The organism is Actinobaculum sp. 313 (genome assembly GCF_003073475.1).
In the GTDB taxonomy this organism is placed as follows: Bacteria; Actinomycetota; Actinomycetes; order Actinomycetales; family Actinomycetaceae; genus Asp313.
In genome coordinates this window covers 1,210,560-1,233,340 of the sequence record NZ_CP029033.1, presented here as the reverse complement: position 1 = coordinate 1,233,340, position 22,781 = coordinate 1,210,560, and the positions used below count along the sequence as shown (strand labels likewise).

Here is a 22,781-nt window from a genome sequence, read left to right as displayed (position 1 = left end):
TCCGAAAAGAAGTGGAAATATACACATGTGTGCATCAATAGCGATGGCTAGGCAGCGACGTCGACTCGAGTTGCTCCTCAAGGTTGCAACACGGTATTGGGTCGATGGCGCCTCACAGGCCGATATCGCTCGCGAACTCGGCTATTCTCGCCCGCAGATCTCGCGCCTGCTGCAGGAGGCGCGAGAGCGCGGTGTCGTCCGCATTTCTGTTCAGCACCCGCTCAGTCGCGCAGTCGAGGCGGAAGAGCAACTGGTGAGTCGCTTTAACCTTGCGGGCGCCCACGTAGCCTTCGCCGACGACGCCGATCCGCAGTCAACGGCACCCGTCCTCTCCCTGGGCGCTGAACTCCTCTTATCGATGCTCAAGCCAGACTCCGTCGTCGCGGTAACAAATGGCCGTGCGGTCGCCGGAGTCGTTGCGGCGCTGCCCACATCGCGACACCACGAGGTCACCGTGGTACAAGCCATTGGCGCCATAGCGCGGGACAACCACATGGTTGATTCCCCGGATCTGTGCCGCCGCCTGGCCGCTGTATTGGGCGGGAATTACCGCATCCTTCCCGCGCCTCTTTATGTCAACGACTCGCATGCAGCCTCGGCACTGCGGCGCGAATCAACCATCTCACTGACTATCTCGATGGCGTCACATGCCGACATCATCTTGACCGGCATCGGCGCCACCACACGCGCAGGAGCCGGCGCAATCTTCGATCTCTGGTACGGTTCGGCGGAAATTGCAGAACTGCTGCGCATGGGGGCCGTCGGTCATATAGGCGGACATCACTTCAATGCCTCTGGTCAGCACACCGACGGCAACCTATGCCGTCGGTTGCTCGGGGTTCCCTTCGACCGCATCCGCGACTCCTCGGATGTTATCGCCGTCGCTTGGGGGAGGAGAAGGTGCCAGCCATTCTCGGGGCGCTGCGGGGCGGGCTCGTGAGCCATCTCGTCACCGATATGCGCACTGCCAATGCCGTGCTGGCACTTGACGACGCCGCCTGACGTGCACAACGCACGATTCTCCGGGTTATCCCCAGTTTTCCGCGAATAATGCGGAGCTTGGCGGAAAACCCGGAGAACAGCATCGGCCTGGCATGTGAGTTCGTCCTCCAACCCGACGACTGGTTCTCAAGCGCGGCCCACCGGTGTACTGTTCCGGCACACTACCCACCGCATCATCAGGGCACCCGGCGCACCATCAGGTCACTGACAAGCAGGTAGGCGGCCGCACCACCGGCAAACCACTCACCACACGAGCAGGTAGTCATCCCTCCGCCACCCCCACCGCACCAGCAGGTCACCAACCGCACCGGCACAACAGAAAGACCGGCAGCCGCCACGTGCGACTGCCGGTCACAAGTACTGTTTGAACCGCTGCTTACCTCACGGTGAAGGACATACAGGAGGCGGTCTCGCCACCTACGGTGATGCCCTCGGCCGTACACATGAGGTCATCGTTATATGCGCATTCGAGGCGCTGGCAGGCACCGACCTGACCGTTAGGAGAAGGAAGGCCTCCGCGGGCGTCGAGTGCCACAAAAGTGGTGCAATTCGGCTGAGCTGCGGAACCAGCCACGGTAATGGCGAAGGCTGAGCATCCACCATTGTTGTACGCGCAGCTGGTCACGGAACAGGTCGTCACGGGAGCGGGAATGCTCATGATCGTTTCCCCTTTCGATAGCAGGAATCACGCGTCTGACACTTTGACGCTACGACCACCGCGGTCCGACGACCAGGCAGGTTATCCTCCCCGACTTTACGTTCTCGCCACAGCAAAACCGCGGAGCGCCGCACAAAACGGCATATCAAGCGGAATCAAGCACCGAATTAGACAAGGAAAATCGCGCACAATAGTTCGCCGCACTACCAGCCCGCCCAGCTACACCACCAGCCTGAGCAACCGCGCCGCCAGCCGCCCGACCAGCTACGCCATCGCCCCAAGCAGCTAGGCGTCCCGCGAGGCCTCATCCAATACCCGCACCATCTGCAGCGCTGCGACAGTCGCCTCATAGCCCTTATCCTCCGAGGAGTTCTCCAGTCCGGCGCGATCCAACGCCTGCTCCACGGTGTCACACGTGAGCACTCCAAAACCAATGGGGGTGCTCTCTTGCAGCGCCACATTCGTCAACCCAATGGTTGCGGCGTCGCAGACGTAGTCGAAGTGGGGTGTTCCACCGCGAATAACCACGCCCAAGGTGACCACGGCGTCGTGCCGAGCCGCTGCCGCCTGCGCCGCCAACGGCAGCTCGAAACTGCCCGGCACCCGGATCACGTCGGCCCTAATGTCGGCATCAGACGCAGCTCGCAGTGCTCCTGCCAACAATCCGTCCATCACTTGTTTATGCCACTGTGCCGCAACAATTGCCAGACGGATCGCACTACCGTCAGCATGCCGCCCATCACTGGGTGATAGAGCCGTCTGCGGCATCCCTTGATTAGACATTCTGTACTCCTTCCACATGCAACAGGTGGTGCATGCGATCACGTTTGGTCTGCAGATAGCGGATGTTTTCGGGGCGAGCGGGAACCTCAAGCGGAACGACGCCAACGACGTCGATACCGGCGTCGCGCAATCCCGTCACCTTGTCCGGGTTGTTCGTCAAGAGGCGGACACGCTGGATTCCCAACGCCCGCAGAATTGCAGCGGCAGCCGTGTAGGAGCGCGCATCCACGGGCAGTCCTAGCATTTCGTTCGCATCGACGGTATCCGCCCCCGCCTGCTGCAGCTCATAGGCACGCAGTTTGTTAAGAAGGCCGATACCTCGCCCCTCGTGATCCCGCAGATAGATGAGGACGCCTCCCTCTGCGTGAATCTTCGCAAGCGCCGCATGCAGTTGTTCGCCACAGTCGCAGCGATGCGATCCGAGCACATCGCCGGTCACGCATTCAGAATGGAGTCGGACCAGCGGCGCCTCAGTGGTATCCGGCAATGGAGCTATCAGGGAGATATGCTCGGCCCCCTCCAGTGCCCAGGCTTCGGCCGAGAACGCGCCGAAGTCGGTCGGCAGTTCAACCGTTCCCGAATGCTCGGCGGCAGGAAGACCATCGCGCACGGGTTCCATAGCCGGGTCCGTCACGCTGCGAAGCCGAACGCCTGCGTCACGAGGAGCCCCCGCATAATCGGCTTCGTTCGCGTACCCAGTGCTACCGGCCTCACTATTGTTCAGGCCGTGGGATGCTGTGTTCTCGGCGAGGCGCAGGTACTGTTGCAGGCGTTCAATAGTCATAATCTGCAGACCATGTTCGGCCGCGAAACTGCGCAGGGCGTCCAGCCGCATCATGGACCCGTCGTCGTGCACGACTTCCCCGATTGCGGCCGCCAGTGGAAGGCCCGCCAGGCGGCACAGGTCAATGGCAGCCTCGGTGTGCCCGGCCCGTTCAAGCACTCCCCCCGGACGTGCAATAAGTGGGAGCACGTGCCCGGGCCGTTGCAACTGATCGGCTCCCGCGGTCTCATCGGCCAGAACCCGCACCGCCGCACAGCGGTCATGCGCGCTGATACCGGTCGAGGTACCGAATCGGGCGTCGCAGCTGACGGTGTATGCCGTCCGCTTAGGATCTTCGCTGTCGGTTACCATCAGCGGCAGTTGCATCTCCTCGGCACGCTCCCGGGTAATCGGAGCACATATGAGACCCGAGGTGTAGCGAACCAACATACCTACGGTTTCCGGAGTGGCCAATGCCCCCGCAATGATCAGATCACCTTCGTTCTCGCGATTCTCGTCATCGACGACGACTACCGGCCTCCCGGCGGCGAATGCCGCCACTGTCTGGCGAATATCTGCGAAGTCCTGGTCAATGGCCCGTATCCTGTTACCGCAGCGCAATGGCGTAGTGGTAGGTGTGCTCTCAGCCTGTTCGGAATGCGACGCCGTGGCGTTCCTATTGTGCGAATCGGCCCCGGTGAGCCGTTCGGCGCGGGGATTATGCGCGGATACCTTCGCCATTGCTCTCCTTATTGTGTCGGTGATAGATGTAGCACGACGTCGTCGCCGCACTGCTCAGGGGGTGTATCAAGTACGAAACGGCGGGCTGCGGCGAGCGTGGTGATTCCCAGATCGCCGACAGATGGCTTACCGGTTCCGAAGAAAACGGGGGCTTGGTGGACGAGGAGGGAATCAACGAGATCCGCCGCAAGAAAGGCCGTTGTGATAGTCGGGCCACCCTCTACGAGCACATGTTCAATTCCCTGTGCTGCAAGTTGTGCCAGCGCTTCCTGCGGGTTGTGCGTGTGCAGTTGGCACCAGCGCCCGTCCCGCAACGCCGCTGTCGGGGAACCGGGGTATGCCCCATAACCACGCGGAGCGGCTGCGTCTCTCGTTCGACGCCGTGTTCGTTGCGGGCAGACAGGCGGGGATTGTCTGCCGCAACAGTTCCGGTACCTACCAGTATTGCGTCGGCCTGCGCACGCAATTCGTGCCCGGCTCGGCGTGCTTCCGTACCCGTTATCCACTGGCTACTGCCGTCCGCTGCAGCAACGAACCCATCAATCGACTGTGCGATTTTGGCCGTCACAAAGGGGCGGTTCTCCGTAATTGCGCGCAGCCAGCGCCGGTTCAATTGGCGCGCCTCATCTGCGCACAGCCCGCTGGCAACATCGACGCCCGAGCGTCGCAGGTAGTCTGCGCCACCGGAGGCCTGCCGGTGTGGGTCTGCGACCGCGTAGACAACACGGCTGATTCCGGCATCAACCAACGCGCGCGTGCACGGGCCGGTGCGCCCCGTGTGGTTGCAGGGCTCGAGAGTGACAACCGCCGTAGCGCCCTGCAGGTTGTAACCCGCAGTTTGCGCCTGAGTGATTGCTTCAACCTCGGCGTGCGCCGTGCCCGCGCCATGGTGGTACCCGGTAGCAACAATCTGCTGGTCCACAATGATGCTTGCGCCAACGAGAGGATTCGCACCACGCACGCCTTTGCAAGCGGCATCAAGCGCGGCACGCATCGCGGTCACTTCATCGGCCCGCCAAAGGGCACTGCTCACGGTTCATCCTCCCGGTGTCCTCATCGACCCGGGGAAGCGAGAGACACCCGCATGCGCGCCAGTCACCGACTGAACGACATGCTGGGGTGCATGACTCACATCATGTTCCTCCCATCCAGACTTTTACTGTCGGTTCCGGAATTTCACCGGATCAGCCAACCCTTTCGGGCCGGGTCGCGGACTTTCACCGCCGGTACGGAATTTCACCGTCCCCGGGACATGACTCTTTTAGTATGGCAGTGCCTGCACCGTCTGTCGACTACATCCGCTAAGCGGACACGCGAGAGATGCGTAGCGGGACCTACGCGTGCGACCCTTCTCCTGTCGACGTCACCGTCGTCAATAGGAAGGCACTGTCCTCAACCGCCAGCACCGAGTGACGCTCGTGGGTCAGAACCCACAGTTCACCCGTCTTGAACTCTCCCTGTAGCTCGTCACCAATTTCTACTCGCACCTTTCCGGCAAGGACCTGCAACGACGCCGCCGGCGGCGAGTTGTGTGTGCGCAGTCGTGTGCCCGAACGCAGCGCAATGATCGTTTGCCGCAGCACGCCGTCGCGTGCGACAAGTTCCGCACTGCGGCCGTCTTCCGCAGACTGCGCTGCCTCCAGGTGGTCAGTAACCTGCCTCATCAGATCGGCCATATTGTCTCCTCCAGTGATCTACTGCCGTAGGTGAACGTATCCGTTATTATCACGCCTCGCCGCGCCACCATGCCGACGGTTACCGACACGGAAAGCAGCATTGTCAAGGCCAACCGGATGGGACTGCCCGTATCGACATCGATTGGTGTCATCTGCCTTACAAACAACCCCAAGGACCGGTCACAGGTGCCCATAGTATCAAGGTTGAGACCTTGCTACATGTCAGGCGTTTCATGATTATTGTTTGTCAACATGTCCCGTCATGAACGTCGCCACCGAAGCCGAAGGCAACGCGGACGCCTCTCTTGCGTCAGGCCTGTTCCGCGCTTGACGACGTCGGCCTGCCCCATTCAAAAGCGTCAAATGTAGCATACGGAAAAGCCGAAGATCGCCGACATCGCAGCCAGATCGTGGGCGAATTCTTCGCACTCAGCGTAGTAATCGCTCACTGTCAGCTAGTCGGCAGAAGTAACACGCGACAAGCCGGAGAGGAAGGAGTAGATGATGAGTTCCTCATCCACCGGCGCATTGCGGATCACACGTTGCATCAGTAGAGCATCAACAAGAGCAGCGAGATCCGCAGCGCGCTCTTCCACGTCCGCAACATTCAAGCTCTGGAGAAACGGAAGCACCTCGCGGCTGAAGTGTTCGCGCACCGAAGTCCCTCGCAGCAGCGCATCGTAGAGTTCAGGATCGGAGCGACACTCCATGAGTAGTAATATCCTCGCCCGATGATCCTCCGTACGGCGAGCCGAGCGTGCCAGACCAGTGGCTACTCGAGCCGCCACGCTCCGCTCGTCCTCCACATTCCATGCGGCTGTCGCAACCTCCACCGACAGCTCTTCCACCGTTCGCTCCGCCAATCGTTCTACAACCAGTTTGATCAAGTCGCGGCGAGTTCGCGCATAATACGATGTCGATCCATTTGCGAGGCCCAGCTCACGGTCGACGTTCAAATGCGTAAGTGCGCGGGCCCCTCGTGCTGACAGAATATGAATCCCCGCATCCGCAATCTGCCGGCGACGATCACTCATCTCCCGTCCTCTCATGGAATCCGCTCCTATAAGAACCCGCCCGGAATCAGTTCGCAATTTATCTCGACGAGGCACCTCCATAAGTATAGAATCTCCACCAAGGCTCTACGACTATAGAGGTAGGCGGATATGATCGCATGGTTTGACGAGGCGGACGCGGGTAACGCACAACGCGTAGGTGGTAAGGCGTTGCATCTGGCGGAGTGCGCTCGTGCCGGTTTTCCCGTTCCCCGCGGATTCTGCATCACGACGCGCGCCTATCGAGAGACTCTAGGTAGCAGTACCGCGCAGATCCGGGAGGATGCCGCCAAAGGCAGGGCGTCCCTTGCGCGCAACCGCATCCTTGAGAGCGTCATTCCACCAACCGTGCAGACGGCGATTTGCACTGCGTACCGCCTTCTTGGTTCCCCACCGGTTGCTGTGCGTTCCTCTGCGACAGCTGAAGACCTGGCGGAGGCGAGTTTCGCGGGTCAACAAGAGACTTTCTTGGGCGTTATAGGAGAAAGTGCCGTACTCTATGCCGTTCGCAGGTGTTGGACCTCACTGTGGTCGGATCGTGCCGTTGCCTATCGCAAAACGCAGGGAATACCCGATGACGCTCTCGCCCTCGCCGTCGTCGTCCAGACCATGGTTCCCGCCGATACGGCCGGCGTGCTCTTCACCCGGAACCCCGTCACCGGCAGCGAAGACACAATGCTTGTCAACTCGTCATACGGACTGGGCGAATCGGTGGTCACGGGTCTGGTCACACCGGATACCTTCACCCTCGCCCGACGACCACCCGGCGTGCTCACCCGAGAAATAGGCCGCAAGGAAACACGAATTGACGCCTCCCCGGGCAGCCCACCCACCACTCGGACTGTGCCGGAGCAGGACCGAGGCCGACAGAGCATTACGGATAAGCAACTCATGCGCCTGTTGGGTTTAGGCGAGCAAGTCGAGGCCTACTACGGCTGCGGACAGGATATTGAATGGGCCTTTTGCGGGGAGGAACTCTATTTGTTGCAAACGCGGCCCATCACCACCGTCACAGACGCCGTCGTCTCAAGGAACGAACGTGCTGCGGCGCGTTTAAGCAAAGTACTGCGTGACGACATGATTGAACACTACCCCGCACCATTCCCGCTTGACCTGTTCGCTGTGCATCAAATACAGGACGCAATTCAAGAGCTCATGCGAGCAGCCGGGCTGAAAGTCGATTCGGCCGCCGCCCTTATTCGCGGCGAGGGCACCGGGGTTATCCGCATTCGTATGACGGCGCCGCGTCCAACTCTCACCACGCCGGCACGCTTGGCTGTCCTATTTCACCGTGGAATGTCGCACGACCCTGCACGCTGGACCCACGAGGAATCAAGACTGCGCTCGCGCCTTGATGCGATGCTCCAACGAGTCACGCGCCTGCGCGAGATGAGCGACCGCGAGGTCATGGACCTGGTTCACCTTTCCTTGGCGGAGTGCTCACGCCTGACTGCCAGTCGATTCCTCAACTACAACGCTCCTTTGGTGGTCAACCGGACGATCTGCTCGCTCCTAATCCGATTGGTACATGCGAACCCGCAGGTTACACCGGAGGAGCTCCTCATCGGCGTTCCGTACAAAACGGCGGCGATGACCGCGCAAATCAGCCTCTTGGCGCAGCAAGCACGCGAATTTGGTCTCACAGCCCTTCTGACAGGCACACCTTCCGACCGGCTACCGGCTGTGCTGAGCGGTAGTAAACGAGGTCGACAGTTCCAAGAACTTGTCGATGAGTTCCTCGCTTCCTACGGCGCTCGCTGCACTCGTCTCTATCTGCCATTCTCAAATAGATCCTGGCGGGAGGATCCTGGTTCCTTCTACACGCTGCTGGCAACGACACTGCGGGGCAACCCGGTCCAAATTCCACAGAACACACCCGTATTGTCCACACTGCCACGTACCCGCGGCGAGAACACCACCCGATTCATCAACGCCCGGCTTCCACGGCCGCTGCGTTTCCTCTGGAAGAGGAATGCGCAGCGATTCCAAGCACGCCACATTGCCCGCGAAGGAACAGCCTACATGCTCGAAGAGTTCTTCTGCGTCGCCCGGGCGGGTATGGATGAGATCAGCCGCCGCCTCGTTGATCGCGGACAACTCGACAATCCTGCAAACATCCGGTTCCTGTACATGGAGGAGGTGCAGCAGGCACTCGACGACGCTGATAAGCAGCTCTCTTCACTCGCCGCGAGGCGTCAGCGAGTGCGCCCCACCGCACAGTCCGTGTGGCTGGATCGCGGCGACCCCGAAGTTGGCAGCACACTAGACGAGTTGCACACTCTACGTGGCCAACCATCCAGTTCCGGACGCGCCTGCGGCCCGGCGCGAATCATCCACTCGCCGGACGAAGCTGCGCGGCTCCAGCCCGGGGATATCCTCGTGTGCCCCTACACCGACCCAACGTGGACGCCGCTATTCGCCGTCGCGGCGGCCGTCGTCGCTGATTCCGGTGGTCCGCTTTCTCATGCGGCGATTGTTGCCCGCGAGTACGGGATTCCCGCCGTACTCGGAACCGGCAACGCCACTTCTCTGCCCGACGGTGTGGAGCTGCTCGTGGATGGCACTGCCGGGACCGTCACGATAACAGATCCGGCAGCCCCTTCATCTCACAGTCCCTCCTGAGACGAGCGAGAGCTGCGGGCTTTCGCTCTTTCCGTGGGCAAATGACGAAGCTACAGCGAGGCGCGGGCACGTGACCGCCCGATTGCGAGGGCGACGGCGAAGATAGCAACAGCAAACAGTGCACATACGCCACATTGGCCGACATAGCCGAGTATCGTTCCCGTGCTCGCCGCACCAGATTGGGATGCCCCCATAATCGCCTCGTTGGCCCAGTAGCCCGGGTGAAACGCGCCAGGGTGGTCAGACCGTCTGGCATGAGCTCCAGCGGTATCCACGCTCCCCCAGGAAGCACATCGTCATACCGCCAATATTGGCGACCGCGTTGGCGGCATTATCTCCTCCGCCGAGTTGGCCAACCAGGAAGCCGATGGCAATGCCATTGAGCATCACGGCGAACAGCGCCAGACCCAAAACCCCAATTGAGGGCGCTGATGTTGCGAGAGAATCAAGTCCAAAAAAGACCAGTCCCAGAGCCGAGATCCATAGCCAGCCGAGGAAGCCCACCATCAGACACGCCCACATAACGCTGACGTTACGCGAGGTACCACTCAGCGGCGCTGCGGAGAGGCGTGAACGGACAGGACGTCGGTTCAATGCGATCAACAGAATGGTGATGGCGACCACGCTAAAAGCAACCATCGGGTACATGGAGAACTCGGCGAACACGCGCAGGCCGTTCGGAAGCGGTGGATCATCCGCCGTCACAAGCTCTACATCGGCGCTTTGTGCTATCGCCTCATCGGCCAGCGCAATCGCCTGCTCGGGACTGCTGCCCGCCAGCGAGAGATAGTTGTAGACCTGCGCCAGGTAGCCATTAACGCGAGTATCAAGAAGCGAACCTGCGGCGGAGCGGTAGTTGACGACCGTATCGAGGAGAGGAACCTCCGTTTGTTCACTCGCGGCGGCGCGAAGGCTATCGCCATATCCCGCGGGGATAATCACGATGTACGAAATATAGTCTTGTGCCGTCGCATCTTGAATGGAGCGAGGGGTGTCCTCAAGATCCGTTACCTCCCCCATCGATTCAACATATGCGGTGAGCCCGCGCGAAATTGCCGAATTGTCTCTGTCAATCACGGCAACCGTGTATTGCTGCGTGTCGACAACTTCCTTTTCGAGGTTCTCTCCACCCTGCACTTTTCCCATGAACAGGCCGAAGGAGCTCAACAGTACGAGGTAGATGAGAATGTATAAGCGGTGAGCCGCAGCAACCTTCATTGATGTTCTAAAGACGTTCATAGCTCATCCTCCTCATGCGGATCAATGCGATAACAAAGAAGACACCCGCCATGGCACAGATAACCATGCAACTGCGCACGAAGGGCTCCATCTCGTCGTAATAGAGCAGAGACAAGAAGCTGCGCGTCGACTGCCACAGCGGGTTCATTTGCGCCACCAGTGGTGCACCTTGCTCAACCATATTGGCCAGACGCTGGGAAGCATCTCCGTACAAGCCCGTGAACAACGACAGCAGGCAGCTTATAGCGGAGACGATCCCTGGGTCGCATTGCCGAATCGTTCCAAGTACTGATCCACCCGCGCACGTCATAAGACTCGACAGTGCGATGGCAAGGACTAGCCAACCCGCCCGAGAGCCGAATTGCACTCCTGCGACGAACTTCAGGAACATGAACACCACGATCATGCACCCGAACATGCAGATCCAGGCACCGGCGATGGTGCCAAGCAGCACCTTCCAGCGTGGAATGCCCGCCAGGGTCCGCCGCGCTCCGACGGCCGAGGAACGGCCAGCAACGTTTCGCACGGCTTCGAGGGCCATCAGAGCCCCCATTCCGCAGGTGAAAGCCAGCAGAGCGTAGTAGTACCGAGTTGCCGGTTTGACCACCGTCTTTGTCACCTGGGTGCGCTCGGTAAAGACTCGCGTAACTTCCGCTGTAGCAAGCTGTTGTGGGTCGAGCCCCTGCGCAGCGAGCGCCGCATATTCGGCTTGTTTTTGAACATACGAGTCGAGAACCGCGCGCAGCACAAGGGCGGAACTCGTGCCGTTCCCTCTCGTCGTGAGATGTAGAACTGGAACTCTGGAATCCACGGCGATGTAGCCGAGGATGTCGTCGTCCTTCGCCGCCTTCTCAGCCTCCTCTGCAGACTCGTGGAATGACACCGTAATGAGTTGGTTATCCCCGGTGGCGAGGGCTGTGACCATCTCGTCCAGACCGGGTGCCTGCTCGAAGTCCTCGTCGTGCACGATGCCGATGGCGATTGGTTCTGCCCGATACACCTGATCCAGATTCGAGAACATGCCCATGAAGATCAACGACAGCGAAATGGGCAAGCCCATGGTCCATAGCAAGGTGATCTTCGAACGCAGAAGATTCAGTATTTGATATGCACAAGTCGCCCACATATCAGGCCGCCTCGTCGCGTAGCTCTCGCCCGGTCAGTTCCAGGAAAACATCATTGAGGGTGGGCGGCTCGGAAGTGATACGCCCATAGGCGATACCCTCCGCGCTCAACACTCCCAGCACATCGGCCAGGTTATGCGTGCCGTTTGTACACTCGATCAGCAGCTCCGGCGCCTCCCATGCAACCGTGCGCACATGTTGGATGCGACGCACCGCATCGAGGGTGGGTTGGCGCGGATTCTCCGGCTGAAGAACTTCGACGCGTATCCGCTCCCCGACGCCGATCATGGCTTTCAGTTCGTTATTGGTGCCACTCGCAATCTCTCGCCCGCTATCCATGATCATGATGCGCGTGCAAAGCTGTTCGACTTCCTCCATGTAATGGCTCGTATAAATGACGGTCACGCCCTGCGCATTGAGGTTCTTGATCCCATCGAGGATGGCGTTGCGACTCTGCGGGTCTACGGCAACCGTCGGCTCATCCAACACGATAAGGTCCGGCCGATGGGCAATGCCGCAGGCGATATTGAGCCGCCGCAGCAGACCCCCAGAGAGCTTCTTCGGCCGGAACCTCGCGAACTTCCCCAGACCGACGAAGTCCATGGCCTCGCCCACGAGGCGTTGCCTTTTCTTCCGGTCGGGTACGTACAGAGCGCAAAAGGCGTCAATGTTCTCTCGTACGGTCAATTCCTCTAGAACAGCTACTTCCTGCGGCACAACGCCGATGCGCCGTTTCAGATCGTAGGAGGTAGCGCGGATGGGACGCCCGAACACTTCAATCTCGCCGCGATCATATTTCAGCAGCTGCAGGATGCAGTTAATAGTGGTCGTCTTACCTGAGCCGTTGGGGCCCAAGAGCCCGAAGATCTCACCGTGCGCGATTCCCAATGACAGGCCATCAACCGCTAACAGTTCGCCGTAGCGCTTCACCAACCCGTTAACGCTCACCGCTTGGGCGCTATCCGTCTGATCGGTCATGTCGGTCATGCCGCTTCCTTTCCTTTCTGCCGTCTCGATCATTGCAGGGAAGATATGTTAAGGAGGAGTGAAACCTGTCATCGGATTTGCTTGCAGCCATGAGTTTTGTCAGGGGTTGTATGTAGCCTTCGTATAATCTCCTCATGGGACCATTGGCAGATAAGACGGCGATCTTCGTCGGATGTATCGTCCTTCTACTGCTTTCCGGGCAGCCATATGCGCAGCAGATCTGCTGGCTGCTTAGCGCACTTGCGCTCAGTGGTTTCAGTTCTTCTTTTGCAGGCACCCGTATCGCCACCATCTGCGCACTCGCATACCTTGCCGCCAGCTGTTTCTCACCACTCTCCCTTCCCGGAATGGCGCTTGTCCTCTACGATCTCACCCGCACCGCCGTGCTCTCACGCCAGGCGTATAGATGGCTGCCCGCGCTGGTCCCGTATCCCCTTGTCCTCGTACACCGCCCGGTCGAGCCCGCCGTCTACGTCGTCGTGTATGTATTGGCGGCGACTCTCGCCGTACGCTCGGCGCAAGTCGACGTCATTCGCGCGCGTCTATTCGCCACGCGCGATGACCTACAAGAAAGACTGCGCGAGCTACAGGATTCCAATGCGCGGCTTGTGGAGTCCCAGGATTACGAGGCTCGCGCGGCCACGCTTGCTGAGCGCACGCGGATTGCCCGCGATATCCATGACAATGTGGGCCATCTGCTCACGCAGCTGATTTTCCGTGTCAAGGCACTGCAGATCGTGCACAAGGACGACGGCGCGATAGTGGGCGAGCTTGACGACGTCGGCTCTACGCTCGACGAGGCGCTCGGCTCCATGCGTCGCAGCGTGCACACGTTGGCAGATGAGGGTGTTGATCTCCCCGTCACTTTGAATCTGCTCGGCCAGCGCTGCGGGATCGACGACGTCGTCGTGGATTGCACACTGAACGAATCCCCGCCTCCTACCGTCGCTCAGTCACTTATCGCCGTGGCCCGCGAAGCTCTGACAAACGCAGTACGCCACGGCCACGCTCGCTCGGTCCAGATCAAGCTCACCGACTACCCTGCTTTCTGGCAATTGGTCGTCGAAAACGATGGTACGGTCGGCGAAAAGGATCGACTCGACCATAGCGAGGGTATGGGCGTGCGCTCCATGCGGGAGCGGGTAGAGTCGCTGGGAGGTGTGCTGCGGATCAAGACCGCACCGGTCACAGTATTCGCTACTATCCCCAAGCAAAAGAGGAAGAGGCCATATGACTAGTCCTCGGCTCGGTTCGGAACATGAGCGCCTCCTCAAAAAGCTCGTCCTGGCGACCTTTCGCCGCACGGCTGTTCCCGGCGGCGTCGTGCAGCTTGTTGGACCAGATGGCCCCAAACTCACCGTCGAATACGGCGGGCTCGGCGCAAACGATCCGGTAATACTCGGTTCCACAAGTAAGTCGCTAACGGCCGCGCTCCTGCTACAACTCGCCGAGGAAGGCACGATTGACCTCAACACACCGATCACGCAATATCTGCCGCAGGCAGGAGTACCGCAGGATGTAACCGTCGTCGACCTCGCCCATCATTGCAGTGGACTTGCCACCGACGCCACCCCGGGGCACATGCGGCTGGCGCGAGGCCGCGCTTTTCGCTACGCGAATCAGAACTACAATCTGCTCGGGCAGGTGATTGAGGCAACCCTGGGCGTTTCCTTCTCCGGCGCCCTGCAGCAACGTATTCTCACACCGCTCGCCATGGCCGACAGCACAGTTGAAAACCGGTGCCCAGAGACGGCACACCCAGCAATGTCACCCCGCTCAGAAGCCGACTGCGGGCCCAAGCGTGCAGATTCATGCGGCATATCCACCCCGGCGCCGTCCGCGCGTCAGCGGAGTGCGGAGAGAGGTGTTTCGGCAACAAAGGCAAGCCGGGCCCACCGTTCCTTCCTGCCGTCACCCCGCGAACCAGTGGGGCATGTGAGCATATTCGGCTTTCCTTTGCCGGTACGAGACTTTCCTGCCGGGGCGCACTCCTGGATTCAAGCTCCTTCCGGCGCCACATACGCCTCCGCCGCCGATGCGGGCCGCTTTCTTTCCATGCTGCTAAACGGCGGCGCCGCGAACGGGCAGCGGTTCCTATCCCCAACGGCTCTGCATCGCATGCTTCACGACGTTGTACCGGCAGATGGCAGCCCGGCGGTTACAGGCGTGCTCGGGGAAAGCGGTGAGTACGGCTTCGGCTGGATTCGCAAACGCTTTCGCGATCAGTGGGTTCATCTGCATGTTGGGAAAGTGCCCGGTTCAACGACGGTATTCGTGTTATTGCCTGCCTTGCAGCTCGGTTTCGCACTCCTGGTCAACATCGGCGATTTCCTCGTCCGTCAACCCCTGGTGGAACGTCTCGCTGACAACATCGTCCGCGTCCTCGTCGGTGCGCCGCCTCTTCCCATCCCCAACCAGTGGTCGCGGCAGGTACTGCTCAACGCTACCTATATCGCATTGGTCGGTGGTGCTGCGGCGGGTGCACGTGCCCTACCGAAACGCACAGCTGCAAAGCTGACTTACCACGCCCTTCTACCCGCATCACTTGCAGCGGGCGTGCGCAAGCTTTCCGCCACACCGTGGCCGTGGCTCTTGCGCTTCGTACCCGAGGCCGCCGCGGTGCTCGGTGCCGGTGCCGCAGCCAGTGGCATCAGCGGTATACTCGCGCTTATACCCGGCAGTAGCAGTGCTTTGAAGTCTGGCGCTAGTTCGAAACTGGGAACTGATTCGTGCCGCTACACGGCCTCGAGGACCGGAACTCATCCGAGCCACAACACCAGCGGAGAGGGAACACCATGAGAATACTCATCGTTGACGATGATCCTATTGTTGCCGACTCACTGAGCACGATCCTCTCGGCGCAAGAGGATATCGACGTCGTTGCCCAAGGGGCCAATGGCCCGGAGTCGGTCACGCTCTACGCGCAAAACAAGCCCGACGTGCTGCTCATGGACATCCAAATGCCCGGTGGCGATGGCCTCGAAGCGGCGGAGCAGATTCTGGCCATAGACCCGCAGGCACGCATTGTTTTTCTTACAACTTTCGCTGACGACGAATACATCGTCCGCGCACTGCATATGGGTGCGCGCGGCTACCTCATTAAACAAGACATCGCACGAATCGCACCCGCCTTACGCTCCGTGATGGCCGGAATGCGTGTTCTGGAAGGACAGGTGCTGGAGAGTTCGGCGCTGCGTGTGAAGTTACCGGGAAGCTCGGCTCGCGCCTCGGAGTTCGATTGCCTCACTGATCGTGAGTACGAGGTAGTAGAAGCTGTGAGCGAGGGCTTAGATAATGCCGAGATTGCCCAGGCGCTTTTCATGAGCGAGGGAACGGTGCGCAACCATATCAGTTCCATACTTGCCAAGCTGGGGTTGCGGAACAGAACGCAGATCGCCGTGCTCTATTATCGCTCGGGCCAGCAGGTTTGATTACCGCTGGGCCAGGAGGCTTGATTGCCGCCGGGCCAGGAGGCTTGATTGCCGCCGGGTCCGACAGGCTTGACTACCGCTCGTGCCACCAGGTTTAACCGGAAGAGCCGCTTAACCGGTCGGCTGCCGGAGCGGAGGCAACAAACGCCACCCGGTGCCGTAAGGCATACGACCTTCCCAAGGTCGGTCATACACGGGCGGTGGGATTCGCGCCCGCACGGGGAGACTCGGACCCACACGGGGAGACTTGTCCCTACACGGGCGATTCGTGCCCACACGCCGAGATTCGTGTCGCCACGGAGGTACATGTCCACAAATGCGCGGCCTCACATGGTGTGAGACACAAAAGCGGCGGGCTTCCGGTGCGTGTCCGCCAGCGTGCGGACTCGCGCTGTGAATAAGGGCAGGTACGGGCCGTGGATACTTCATGTTTCAAGTGCGCAGACTCACGGGCACCGGCAGGCCAGCGGTATCACAAGCACGCCATCAGGCCGACGATAGGCGGTAACACCTGCAGTGATGATACCCAGGAACGACGGCTCTCCCATGCGGCGAGTATCCACGCGTTCGCGCAGACGTCGCAAACGCTTGGCTGCATCGTCCAGTTCACGCGAGCCGATTTTCACTTCGAGCGGCGCCCAGCGCCCATCAGCCAGCACGACAACGGCATCGGCTTCCAATCCGGTCTTGTCACGGTAGTGGAAAAGCGCACCATCGAGGAACTCTGCGTAAATCCGCAAATCCCGCACAACCAGTGACTCGAATTGGAGTCCGAAAGCTTCAAAATCTGCCATGAGATGGACGGGGCCCAACGCATCACGGAAGTGCCGATGGATGGATCAACAAAATGCCGAGTCGGACTTGTTCTAATCGCCGTGCGGGAACGCAACGCCGAATTCCAAGTGGCCAGGTCCTCGATAACGTAAGCACGAGTTAGTGCATCAAGATAGTCGCGCACCGTGTTCGGCGCGATAGAAGCATCGTCGGCGGCCATGTCCGCCGCAATTGTTGCCTGTGCAGCCTGGGTGGATATATGCCGTGCGTATGACCGCACTAATGCGCGCATACGCGTTGAATTACGACGTGCACCATCCATGCGTGCAACATCAGAGCGAATAGGCCCCTCAACGTACGTTTGCGCTAACCGACCCACTGGCACCGTATCGCCAGCCGTAACTGCGGCAGGCCAGCCTCCACGGCACAAAACCCGCGCGATTCCTTCCACAACAAGCAGCGAAACTCCACCGATCTCGGTGTCGCCATCGAAAACCGCTTCCAGGGAAACACTGCCGCTGGATTCCATTGATTCAAAGAGACTCATCGTTCGCATGGTGAGGGCTGCGATTCGTCCTACACCGGAATGTGCGCTCGTAACCGTGGGGGTTGACGAACCGGTCAGAACAAACTGTCCCGGTTCTCCCCTGCGATCAACAGCAAACCGAATCGCGTCCCACAGTTGCGGCGCCATCTGCCATTCGTCGATAAGGCGCGGAGTTGCGCCCTCTAGCAACGCGGAAGGCTTAGCATCGGCAAGCGCCAGATATGACTAGCTACGATCGGGATCCTGAAGGTAAATGGCGCTTGCCGCGACTTGCGAGCAGGTCGCCGTCTTTCCACACCATTTGGGCCCCCTGACCTGAACAGCTCCGCTGTGTGCAAGAAGAGCCGCTAATGCGTCATCTGGGACGCGACTCATGTAGCGCGTAGTCACCGTCCCTCCTCCAGTCACATACAACTGGTAACTCAAGGAAAAGCGTACCTCATTGGGTGAGTTGGACTGTTTTCATTGCGTGAGTTGGACGATTTTCATTGCGTGAGTTGGACCGTTTCCACTGTGCGAGTTGGACTGTTGTGGGGGCCGACGCCGAGACGCCGACCGTCACACTGTCGACATCGTCGTGTCAGTTGGACTGTTGTGGGGGCCGACGCCGAAACGCCGCCCCCGCATCACTACTGTTTCCAGCGGCGCAAATGCGGTAGTACCGCCGTCATATATGAGATGGCTTCGTCGTTTGTGATTCCAGTACTTTCGGCCATATAAGGCGCGCTGAACTCAATCAGCCCATCCATGGTCTCTTCACCGACGAAAGTGCCGTCCTGGTAGCACCAGGCGCAGTAATCCTGCGAGAGGGTTCCATCGGCTTCGGCACCATGCTGCTCCGGCTTCGGGATGGGCATGCCACAGCTCTGGCAGTTTGGCGCTGGCGGAAGCCCAAGAAGCGTCGTAACCGGCACGTCCAACGCTCTTGCCAATAATTTACACATATCGACACCCGGCGTGGTCGCACCGGTCTCCCATCGCGATACCGCCTGCCGCGTCACCATGACCTCATCGGCCAGATCGCTCTGGGTCATCCCGCGGACAGTCCGCGCCTTCGCAATCGCTTCTCCAATAGACATTTCAACCTCCTTGTCAGCCGCTCCTTCGGGCGGACCTGGTATAGCCAGAGCACAGTTACCGCCGCGCCGTCAAGCAACCGTCTGTTGCTTCTGCCAGCGATGAGACGGAAATCTGTTGCTTCTGCCAGCGACACGACCGAAACACGAGTGCCTTCACGGTCGCGGGCGAGTGCCTTCAAGTCCCCACCTGAAAGCCCAGCTAGCGCATCCTCGAGTTCGCTGACTTCGGTCCAGGCCCCAGCTGACAGTGCCCGCCGTAAGTCCGCGCGCCGGCTAGCAGACCTCCGCGATACACCGCTTTGTGTCATTTCTGCACTGGCTATTGGGCTCCATCGCTTGCCAACGCGATGCCCTGCCCGCAAACGCTTCTCACATGAGAGGTTATGCCCGTAGATGATTCAGCTGTCTGTGCGAAGCTCCGACGGCACTTCTCTCCTCGTCGACGTTGTGCCGCTCCACGGATGCCAAATGCTCCGCCCCACCAGTGCCCAGGACGACTGGGCGCCCATAGCTGCGGCGGCCAGGAGCCTCGGCGGGTTCGGATTCCACGAACTCCACCCCTACCACAGCACCCGGGACTAACCCCAACAACACAAAATGACCTATAACCCAAACCTTGACAGGGAGGAAACGACAAGCCATATAATATTCTTCAGAGGCACGTCATGCATTTGGCGTGCCTCTTTTCTTACAACGAAGTTCGAAAGGGAGAACGGAACCATGAGAAGAGGACTAACACTTCTCGGATCGCTTCTGGCGGCCTCACTCGCTCTTGGTTCGGCGGCCGCCGCCACCCCGTCCGAGAAGACAACCGGCATGCGAGGTACCACAACAGTAGTCGCGCAAGTCCAGGATCAAGAGTCAGACCTAGATGAGATCTTCAGGAAGAGCGAGACCGTGCCAGCCGATGGCGTTATGCACGAGACAAACGGGATCCGATGGAAAGTCGTCTCTGATGATCAAACTGGAGGTACCGCTTCCCCGCAGTTCCATGTGGGCGTTGGACGCTACTTATACATTTACCTGACACCAAGAGACTGGAACTTCGGAAGTAGCGTCGGATGGGGCGGAGCCGCAGGTGGTCTGTGTACGCTTGCTGGCGGTGGCGTGATCGGTGGCGTCGCCTGCTCGGCACTTGGATCTGCCCTTGGCTGGTATCTAGCTGACAAGACAGGCCCGAAGGGAAGACAATGTGCCGAGATTAAAATGCGAGCATGGGCTCAGCCGTTTGGCTATAAGGTCATAAACAAGAGCTGCTCGGCACTGTGATCACCATGAGTTGGACATCATATTCCCCCGATACCAGCTGGTTGACAAAACTCGGAGTCGCGCTTCTGGCAGCTGGGGTGACCTTACTGATACTTGTTGCTACAACGGGCAGAGGATCGTGGGAGGCTGGCGCAGTGCTCGCAGTTGTCGGGCTGTGCTCACTCTTTGCTGGCCTCTACCGTCAACGGCGCCGTCGCCAAGACGGTGAATACAGCACCGCCCCTAGCGTGGGCAAAGTCGATGTTCGTGGATTGAGGGTGCCACATCAATTTTGGACGACCTTTGCCCTTGTCCTTCCCTTCGACTGCCGGTGGCGTGTCAAAATCCCGTCCAAACGAGCATCACGCAGCAGAGCCAAGCCACAAGATCCGCGAAATTCCGCCACTCCTTCAATGGAGACATTCAAGTCTTCCGTCGTTTGGACGGGATTTTGACATCCGCCCTTCATTCCCCACTACCAAACTCCCGCATAGCGGACGCGCACCGGCAACTCACACCATAGACGCGCTACGCAGACTCCCACATAGCGGACGCGCACCGATCTCCCCATGCGCGTGGCACCCACAGTTCAGCCACGCGGGGTGGGCTGGCAATGGTCAGCGATCTCCTCCGGTTGGACCAGGTCCAACTGTGCACACAAGAGACGCTGCCATCCCGACCGCCACCTTGCAGGGCACGGGACCGCGCTGTGCCCAGGTGCCGCCATGTTCATACGGATTAGACGGCGGTCCCCGCGCCCTCATCGGCGTGGGGACCGGTGAGAGACCACTAGATAAAGAAATTGCGAGGCTTCCCCATCCGCCGGGCATGCGGACCGAGTTCGTCGCGGTCAGCACAAATGCAGCGCGAAGAACTCAGCGATCTGATCCCATGGGATGGCGTTCTTCCCACCGCCGTCGTACAGATCGGTATGGGAGGCGCCAGGGATAGGAACGAACACCTTGTTGTCCCCTGGAGCCGAGCGAAGGCATCCTTGCCCATATAGAACGAGTGCGCCTCTTCCCCATGCACAATCATCACAGCGTTCTCGATTTCCTCAATGTAGCCCAACAGCGTGGCATTCATTAGCGACGACCCGCCAATAACAGTCCACCCGTCATTCGAGTTCAGCGAGCGCGGGTGGTAGCCGCGCGGCGTCTTGTAATAGTCGTAATAGTCCTTGACGAACTGCGGCGCATCGTCGGGAAGCGGGTCCACCACGCCACCCGCCATGGCGTAGGTGCCAACCCGGTAGCTGGCAGTGCGCTGGGCCGCCACGGATGCGCGCATCTGATTGCGGGCCTCAGCGGAGTCCGCCGAGTCGAAGTAGCCATTGGCCGCCACCCGACTCAGGTCATACATAGTGGAGACGACCGTCGCCTTAATGCGTGGATCTGCCGCAGCGGCGGCCAACGCCATTCCTCCCCAACCGCAAATGCCAATGATGCCGATATTGTCCGCATCGACGTCGTCGCGCACGGAAAGGTAATCGACGGCGGCCTGGAAATCCTCGATATTAATATCCGGCGAATTCATGTAGCGCGGCGTGCCGCCGGACTCACCCGTGAAACTGGGATCGAAGGCGATGGCCAAGAAGCCGTACTCGGCCATCTTTTGGGCGTATAAGCCGCTGGACTGCTCCTTGACCGCACCGAACGGGCCGGACACCGCCAACGCTGGCCGTGGCCCCGATACCCCTTTCGGCGTGTAGAGGTCGGCCGCCAGAGTGATACCGAATCGATTGTGGAAAGTAACCCTTTCGTGGCCGACCTCCACCGAGGCCGGAAAGACCTTGTCCCACTCGTTGGTCAACTCAAGAGATTCGTTCGTCATGTCCTCTCCTTTCCAGAGGATGCGCGCGACACCTAGGCGGTTGATCGCTCGCGCGGATTCCTGCTATTGAAACTATCCACTCCGCCGATATTCCACCAATGCCTAACGTGCATGTCAGTTATTCTTGATGTGCATATCATCGAGTTTGTCTAACTCTGCGGAGCGATGGGAGACGAATATCACATGAAGATACGGACCTTGCGCTATTTCGCGGCCGTCGCACACGACAGCAACATGACCCGTGCCGCTGAAATACTGGGTGTCTCACAGCCAACGCTCTCCAAACAACTCAAAGCCCTCGAACGAGAGCTCGGGCAGAAACTGTTCATCCGGCACTCCTTCAGCATCGAACTTACCGACGAAGGACGGCTACTACGCGACCGCGCCGACGACCTTATACGCCTAGCCGATCGAATCGAAACTGAATTCGCCGCCTTACGGGACATCACCGGCGGAGACCTTCATCTCGGTCTCGCTGAGTCCTTCCAGATTCGCCTTATTGCCGGTGCGATCCGTCGGCTCAAGGCAAACCACCCCGGACTTCGCTACCACATCACCAGCGGAGACACCGAGCAGGTCACTGAGAAACTGGATCGCGGTGTGCTGGACTTCGCCGCTCTGGTGGAAGAACCCGACGCCACAAGATATGACGTGCTGCGGCTGCCGGCTGCCGACTTGTGGGGTGTTGTTATGCGCCGGGACGACCCACTCGCTCGCTCGAGCGCGCTCACTATCGATGACCTCGCAGGGCTCCCCTGTTCTGTTCCGAGCAGTCCTGGGCCAGCGATATACCGCGCTGGGCGGGAAAGCGCATGAAGGAACTCCACCTCGAAGGAACATTTCGCCTCGCCTATAACGGATCGGTTTTCGCGCGTGAGGGCCTCGGCTATTTGCTCACGTTTGATCGGCTTGTCGATACCGGCCCCACTAGTGATCTAGTCTTCCGCCCCCTATCGCCCACGTTGACGTCACCCGTGTACCTCATCTGGCGAAAAGGGCAGGTCTTCTCCCCATTGCCGAACGTTTTCTGGAGCAGGTGCGCAGCACGATGAGGACGGAAGAAGTGTATGGGGACGATTCCACGCGCACAGCGCACCCAGCGGAAAGGTAGAAATGCCATGCGGAGGTCGCATCGTCGGCATCTCGATGAGCGATGTAGTGCGTAGCGAAGGTAGCAGTAACATGCGGAAAGTCGCATCGTTGCCCCATGGACCGCATCCGC

Annotated in this window: 23 protein-coding genes, 1 pseudogene and 1 riboswitch; of the genes and pseudogenes, 8 read left to right on the top strand and 16 right to left on the bottom strand. The window is 59.9% G+C overall.

Going from position 1 to position 22,781, the window contains the following annotated elements:
- Positions 1–25 precede the first annotated feature (25 nt).
- Positions 26–940 (top strand): sugar-binding domain-containing protein, encoded by a 915-nt coding sequence (locus tag DDD63_RS05290; RefSeq protein ID WP_205647337.1) that lies wholly within the window; start codon positions 26–28, stop codon positions 938–940.
- A gap of 438 nt (positions 941–1,378) precedes the next feature.
- On the opposite strand, the gene DDD63_RS05285 is transcribed toward DDD63_RS05290, so the two are convergent.
- The 8 genes from DDD63_RS05285 to DDD63_RS05260 form a co-directional block, all read right to left on the bottom strand.
- Complete coding sequence (locus tag DDD63_RS05285) at positions 1,379–1,660, bottom strand: DUF1540 domain-containing protein (RefSeq protein ID WP_108715486.1); 282 nt, start codon at positions 1,658–1,660, stop codon at positions 1,379–1,381.
- Positions 1,661–1,945: 285 nt separating this feature from the next.
- The gene (ribH, locus tag DDD63_RS05280) at positions 1,946–2,443 is read right to left on the bottom strand and encodes a 6,7-dimethyl-8-ribityllumazine synthase (RefSeq protein ID WP_108715485.1); all 498 of its coding nucleotides are present in this window, start codon (positions 2,441–2,443) and stop codon (positions 1,946–1,948) included.
- Positions 2,436–3,947, bottom strand: a complete 1,512-nt coding sequence (gene ribA / locus DDD63_RS05275; RefSeq protein ID WP_108715484.1) for a GTP cyclohydrolase II — start codon at positions 3,945–3,947, stop codon at positions 2,436–2,438. The genes ribH and ribA overlap by 8 nt, the downstream gene beginning before the upstream one ends.
- Before the next feature lie 8 nt (positions 3,948–3,955).
- Complete coding sequence (locus tag DDD63_RS13120) at positions 3,956–4,177, bottom strand: dihydrofolate reductase family protein (protein ID WP_276308093.1); 222 nt, start codon at positions 4,175–4,177, stop codon at positions 3,956–3,958.
- On the bottom strand, positions 4,168–4,980 hold the full coding sequence (gene ribD / locus DDD63_RS05270; protein WP_205647334.1) for a bifunctional diaminohydroxyphosphoribosylaminopyrimidine deaminase/5-amino-6-(5-phosphoribosylamino)uracil reductase RibD: 813 nt from the start codon (positions 4,978–4,980) through the stop codon (positions 4,168–4,170). Before ribD ends, DDD63_RS13120 begins: the two co-directional genes overlap by 10 nt.
- Before the next feature lie 98 nt (positions 4,981–5,078).
- Positions 5,079–5,205: riboswitch (FMN riboswitch) on the bottom strand.
- 76 nt (positions 5,206–5,281) lie between these two features.
- A complete protein-coding gene (locus DDD63_RS05265; protein ID WP_108715483.1) occupies positions 5,282–5,623 on the bottom strand; it encodes a cupin in 342 nt (113 codons plus the stop codon).
- A complete protein-coding gene (locus DDD63_RS12230) occupies positions 5,611–5,775 on the bottom strand; it encodes a hypothetical protein (RefSeq protein ID WP_164505464.1) in 165 nt (54 codons plus the stop codon). The genes DDD63_RS05265 and DDD63_RS12230 overlap by 13 nt, the downstream gene beginning before the upstream one ends.
- 303 nt (positions 5,776–6,078) lie before the next feature.
- Positions 6,079–6,657: a TetR family transcriptional regulator gene (locus tag DDD63_RS05260; RefSeq protein WP_108715482.1), complete on the bottom strand. Its 579-nt coding sequence runs from the start codon at positions 6,655–6,657 to the stop codon at positions 6,079–6,081.
- Positions 6,658–6,786: 129 nt separating this feature from the next.
- On the opposite strand from DDD63_RS05260, the gene DDD63_RS05255 reads away from it, so the two are divergent.
- A complete protein-coding gene (locus DDD63_RS05255) occupies positions 6,787–9,297 on the top strand; it encodes a PEP/pyruvate-binding domain-containing protein (protein ID WP_108715481.1) in 2,511 nt (836 codons plus the stop codon).
- A gap of 50 nt (positions 9,298–9,347) precedes the next feature.
- On the opposite strand, the gene DDD63_RS12815 is transcribed toward DDD63_RS05255, so the two are convergent.
- Genes DDD63_RS12815 through DDD63_RS05240 form a run of 4 tightly spaced genes read right to left on the bottom strand, consistent with a single transcriptional unit; the run spans position 9,348 to position 12,647 of the window.
- A complete protein-coding gene (locus DDD63_RS12815) occupies positions 9,348–9,491 on the bottom strand; it encodes a hypothetical protein (protein ID WP_240611437.1) in 144 nt (47 codons plus the stop codon).
- Between the two features lie 46 nt (positions 9,492–9,537).
- Entirely contained in the window at positions 9,538–10,536 is a 999-nt protein-coding gene (locus DDD63_RS05250) for an ABC transporter permease (protein WP_240611436.1), read from the bottom strand.
- Positions 10,523–11,662, bottom strand: coding sequence for an ABC transporter permease (locus DDD63_RS05245; protein WP_108715480.1), 1,140 nt, complete (start codon positions 11,660–11,662; stop codon positions 10,523–10,525). Before DDD63_RS05245 ends, DDD63_RS05250 begins: the two co-directional genes overlap by 14 nt.
- A 1-nt stretch (position 11,663) precedes the next feature.
- The gene (locus DDD63_RS05240; RefSeq protein ID WP_205647333.1) at positions 11,664–12,647 is read right to left on the bottom strand and encodes an ABC transporter ATP-binding protein; all 984 of its coding nucleotides are present in this window, start codon (positions 12,645–12,647) and stop codon (positions 11,664–11,666) included.
- Positions 12,648–12,781: 134 nt separating this feature from the next.
- On the opposite strand from DDD63_RS05240, the gene DDD63_RS05235 reads away from it, so the two are divergent.
- Genes DDD63_RS05235 through DDD63_RS05225 form a run of 3 tightly spaced genes read left to right on the top strand, consistent with a single transcriptional unit; the run spans position 12,782 to position 16,078 of the window.
- The gene (locus DDD63_RS05235) at positions 12,782–13,885 is read left to right on the top strand and encodes a histidine kinase (protein WP_108715479.1); all 1,104 of its coding nucleotides are present in this window, start codon (positions 12,782–12,784) and stop codon (positions 13,883–13,885) included.
- Positions 13,878–15,446, top strand: coding sequence for a serine hydrolase (locus tag DDD63_RS05230; RefSeq protein ID WP_108715478.1), 1,569 nt, complete (start codon positions 13,878–13,880; stop codon positions 15,444–15,446). The genes DDD63_RS05235 and DDD63_RS05230 overlap by 8 nt, the downstream gene beginning before the upstream one ends.
- Positions 15,443–16,078, top strand: a complete 636-nt coding sequence (locus DDD63_RS05225) for a response regulator transcription factor (RefSeq protein WP_108715477.1) — start codon at positions 15,443–15,445, stop codon at positions 16,076–16,078. Before DDD63_RS05230 ends, DDD63_RS05225 begins: the two co-directional genes overlap by 4 nt.
- Positions 16,079–16,524: 446 nt before the next feature.
- On the opposite strand, the gene DDD63_RS12810 is transcribed toward DDD63_RS05225, so the two are convergent.
- The 3 genes and pseudogenes from DDD63_RS12810 to DDD63_RS05215 form a co-directional block, all read right to left on the bottom strand.
- Positions 16,525–16,872: a DUF4143 domain-containing protein gene (locus DDD63_RS12810; protein ID WP_240611435.1), complete on the bottom strand. Its 348-nt coding sequence runs from the start codon at positions 16,870–16,872 to the stop codon at positions 16,525–16,527.
- 572 nt (positions 16,873–17,444) lie between these two features.
- Positions 17,445–17,546: pseudogene (locus DDD63_RS12805) on the bottom strand (hypothetical protein); the annotation flags it as partial.
- Between the two features lie 482 nt (positions 17,547–18,028).
- Complete coding sequence (locus DDD63_RS05215) at positions 18,029–18,478, bottom strand: zinc ribbon domain-containing protein (protein ID WP_108715476.1); 450 nt, start codon at positions 18,476–18,478, stop codon at positions 18,029–18,031.
- Positions 18,479–19,198: 720 nt separating this feature from the next.
- On the opposite strand from DDD63_RS05215, the gene DDD63_RS05205 reads away from it, so the two are divergent.
- The gene (locus DDD63_RS05205; RefSeq protein ID WP_108715474.1) at positions 19,199–19,747 is read left to right on the top strand and encodes a hypothetical protein; all 549 of its coding nucleotides are present in this window, start codon (positions 19,199–19,201) and stop codon (positions 19,745–19,747) included.
- A gap of 768 nt (positions 19,748–20,515) precedes the next feature.
- Here DDD63_RS05205 and DDD63_RS05200 read toward each other — a convergent pair.
- Positions 20,516–21,559, bottom strand: coding sequence for an alpha/beta hydrolase (locus DDD63_RS05200; RefSeq protein ID WP_240611434.1), 1,044 nt, complete (start codon positions 21,557–21,559; stop codon positions 20,516–20,518).
- 183 nt (positions 21,560–21,742) lie between these two features.
- Here DDD63_RS05200 and DDD63_RS05195 point away from each other — a divergent pair, with 183 nt between their 5' ends.
- A complete protein-coding gene (locus DDD63_RS05195) occupies positions 21,743–22,375 on the top strand; it encodes a LysR family transcriptional regulator (RefSeq protein WP_205647332.1) in 633 nt (210 codons plus the stop codon).
- Positions 22,372–22,611 (top strand): hypothetical protein, encoded by a 240-nt coding sequence (locus DDD63_RS12430; RefSeq protein WP_205647331.1) that lies wholly within the window; start codon positions 22,372–22,374, stop codon positions 22,609–22,611. Before DDD63_RS05195 ends, DDD63_RS12430 begins: the two co-directional genes overlap by 4 nt.
- The last annotated feature ends 170 nt before the right edge of the window (positions 22,612–22,781 follow it).

Bases quoted from the DNA above. Each gene is read 5' to 3' on its own strand.
- DDD63_RS05290 (WP_205647337.1), top strand. From the start codon at position 26: ATGTGTGCATCAATAGCGATGGCTAGGCAGCGACGTCGACTCGAGTTG.
- DDD63_RS05285 (WP_108715486.1), bottom strand. From the start codon at position 1,660: ATGAGCATTCCCGCTCCCGTGACGACCTGTTCCGTGACCAGCTGCGCG.
- ribH (WP_108715485.1), bottom strand. From the start codon at position 2,443: ATGTCTAATCAAGGGATGCCGCAGACGGCTCTATCACCCAGTGATGGG.
- ribA (WP_108715484.1), bottom strand. From the start codon at position 3,947: ATGGCGAAGGTATCCGCGCATAATCCCCGCGCCGAACGGCTCACCGGG.
- DDD63_RS05265 (WP_108715483.1), bottom strand. From the start codon at position 5,623: ATGGCCGATCTGATGAGGCAGGTTACTGACCACCTGGAGGCAGCGCAG.
- DDD63_RS12230 (WP_164505464.1), bottom strand. From the start codon at position 5,775: ATGACACCAATCGATGTCGATACGGGCAGTCCCATCCGGTTGGCCTTG.
- DDD63_RS05260 (WP_108715482.1), bottom strand. From the start codon at position 6,657: ATGAGTGATCGTCGCCGGCAGATTGCGGATGCGGGGATTCATATTCTG.
- DDD63_RS05255 (WP_108715481.1), top strand. From the start codon at position 6,787: ATGATCGCATGGTTTGACGAGGCGGACGCGGGTAACGCACAACGCGTA.
- DDD63_RS12815 (WP_240611437.1), bottom strand. From the start codon at position 9,491: ATGGGGGCATCCCAATCTGGTGCGGCGAGCACGGGAACGATACTCGGC.
- DDD63_RS05250 (WP_240611436.1), bottom strand. From the start codon at position 10,536: ATGAACGTCTTTAGAACATCAATGAAGGTTGCTGCGGCTCACCGCTTA.
- DDD63_RS05245 (WP_108715480.1), bottom strand. From the start codon at position 11,662: ATGTGGGCGACTTGTGCATATCAAATACTGAATCTTCTGCGTTCGAAG.
- DDD63_RS05240 (WP_205647333.1), bottom strand. From the start codon at position 12,647: ATGACCGACATGACCGATCAGACGGATAGCGCCCAAGCGGTGAGCGTT.
- DDD63_RS05235 (WP_108715479.1), top strand. From the start codon at position 12,782: ATGGGACCATTGGCAGATAAGACGGCGATCTTCGTCGGATGTATCGTC.
- DDD63_RS05230 (WP_108715478.1), top strand. From the start codon at position 13,878: ATGACTAGTCCTCGGCTCGGTTCGGAACATGAGCGCCTCCTCAAAAAG.
- DDD63_RS05225 (WP_108715477.1), top strand. From the start codon at position 15,443: ATGAGAATACTCATCGTTGACGATGATCCTATTGTTGCCGACTCACTG.
- DDD63_RS12810 (WP_240611435.1), bottom strand. From the start codon at position 16,872: ATGGCAGATTTTGAAGCTTTCGGACTCCAATTCGAGTCACTGGTTGTG.
- DDD63_RS05215 (WP_108715476.1), bottom strand. From the start codon at position 18,478: ATGTCTATTGGAGAAGCGATTGCGAAGGCGCGGACTGTCCGCGGGATG.
- DDD63_RS05205 (WP_108715474.1), top strand. From the start codon at position 19,199: ATGAGAAGAGGACTAACACTTCTCGGATCGCTTCTGGCGGCCTCACTC.
- DDD63_RS05200 (WP_240611434.1), bottom strand. From the start codon at position 21,559: ATGACGAACGAATCTCTTGAGTTGACCAACGAGTGGGACAAGGTCTTT.
- DDD63_RS05195 (WP_205647332.1), top strand. From the start codon at position 21,743: ATGAAGATACGGACCTTGCGCTATTTCGCGGCCGTCGCACACGACAGC.
- DDD63_RS12430 (WP_205647331.1), top strand. From the start codon at position 22,372: ATGAAGGAACTCCACCTCGAAGGAACATTTCGCCTCGCCTATAACGGA.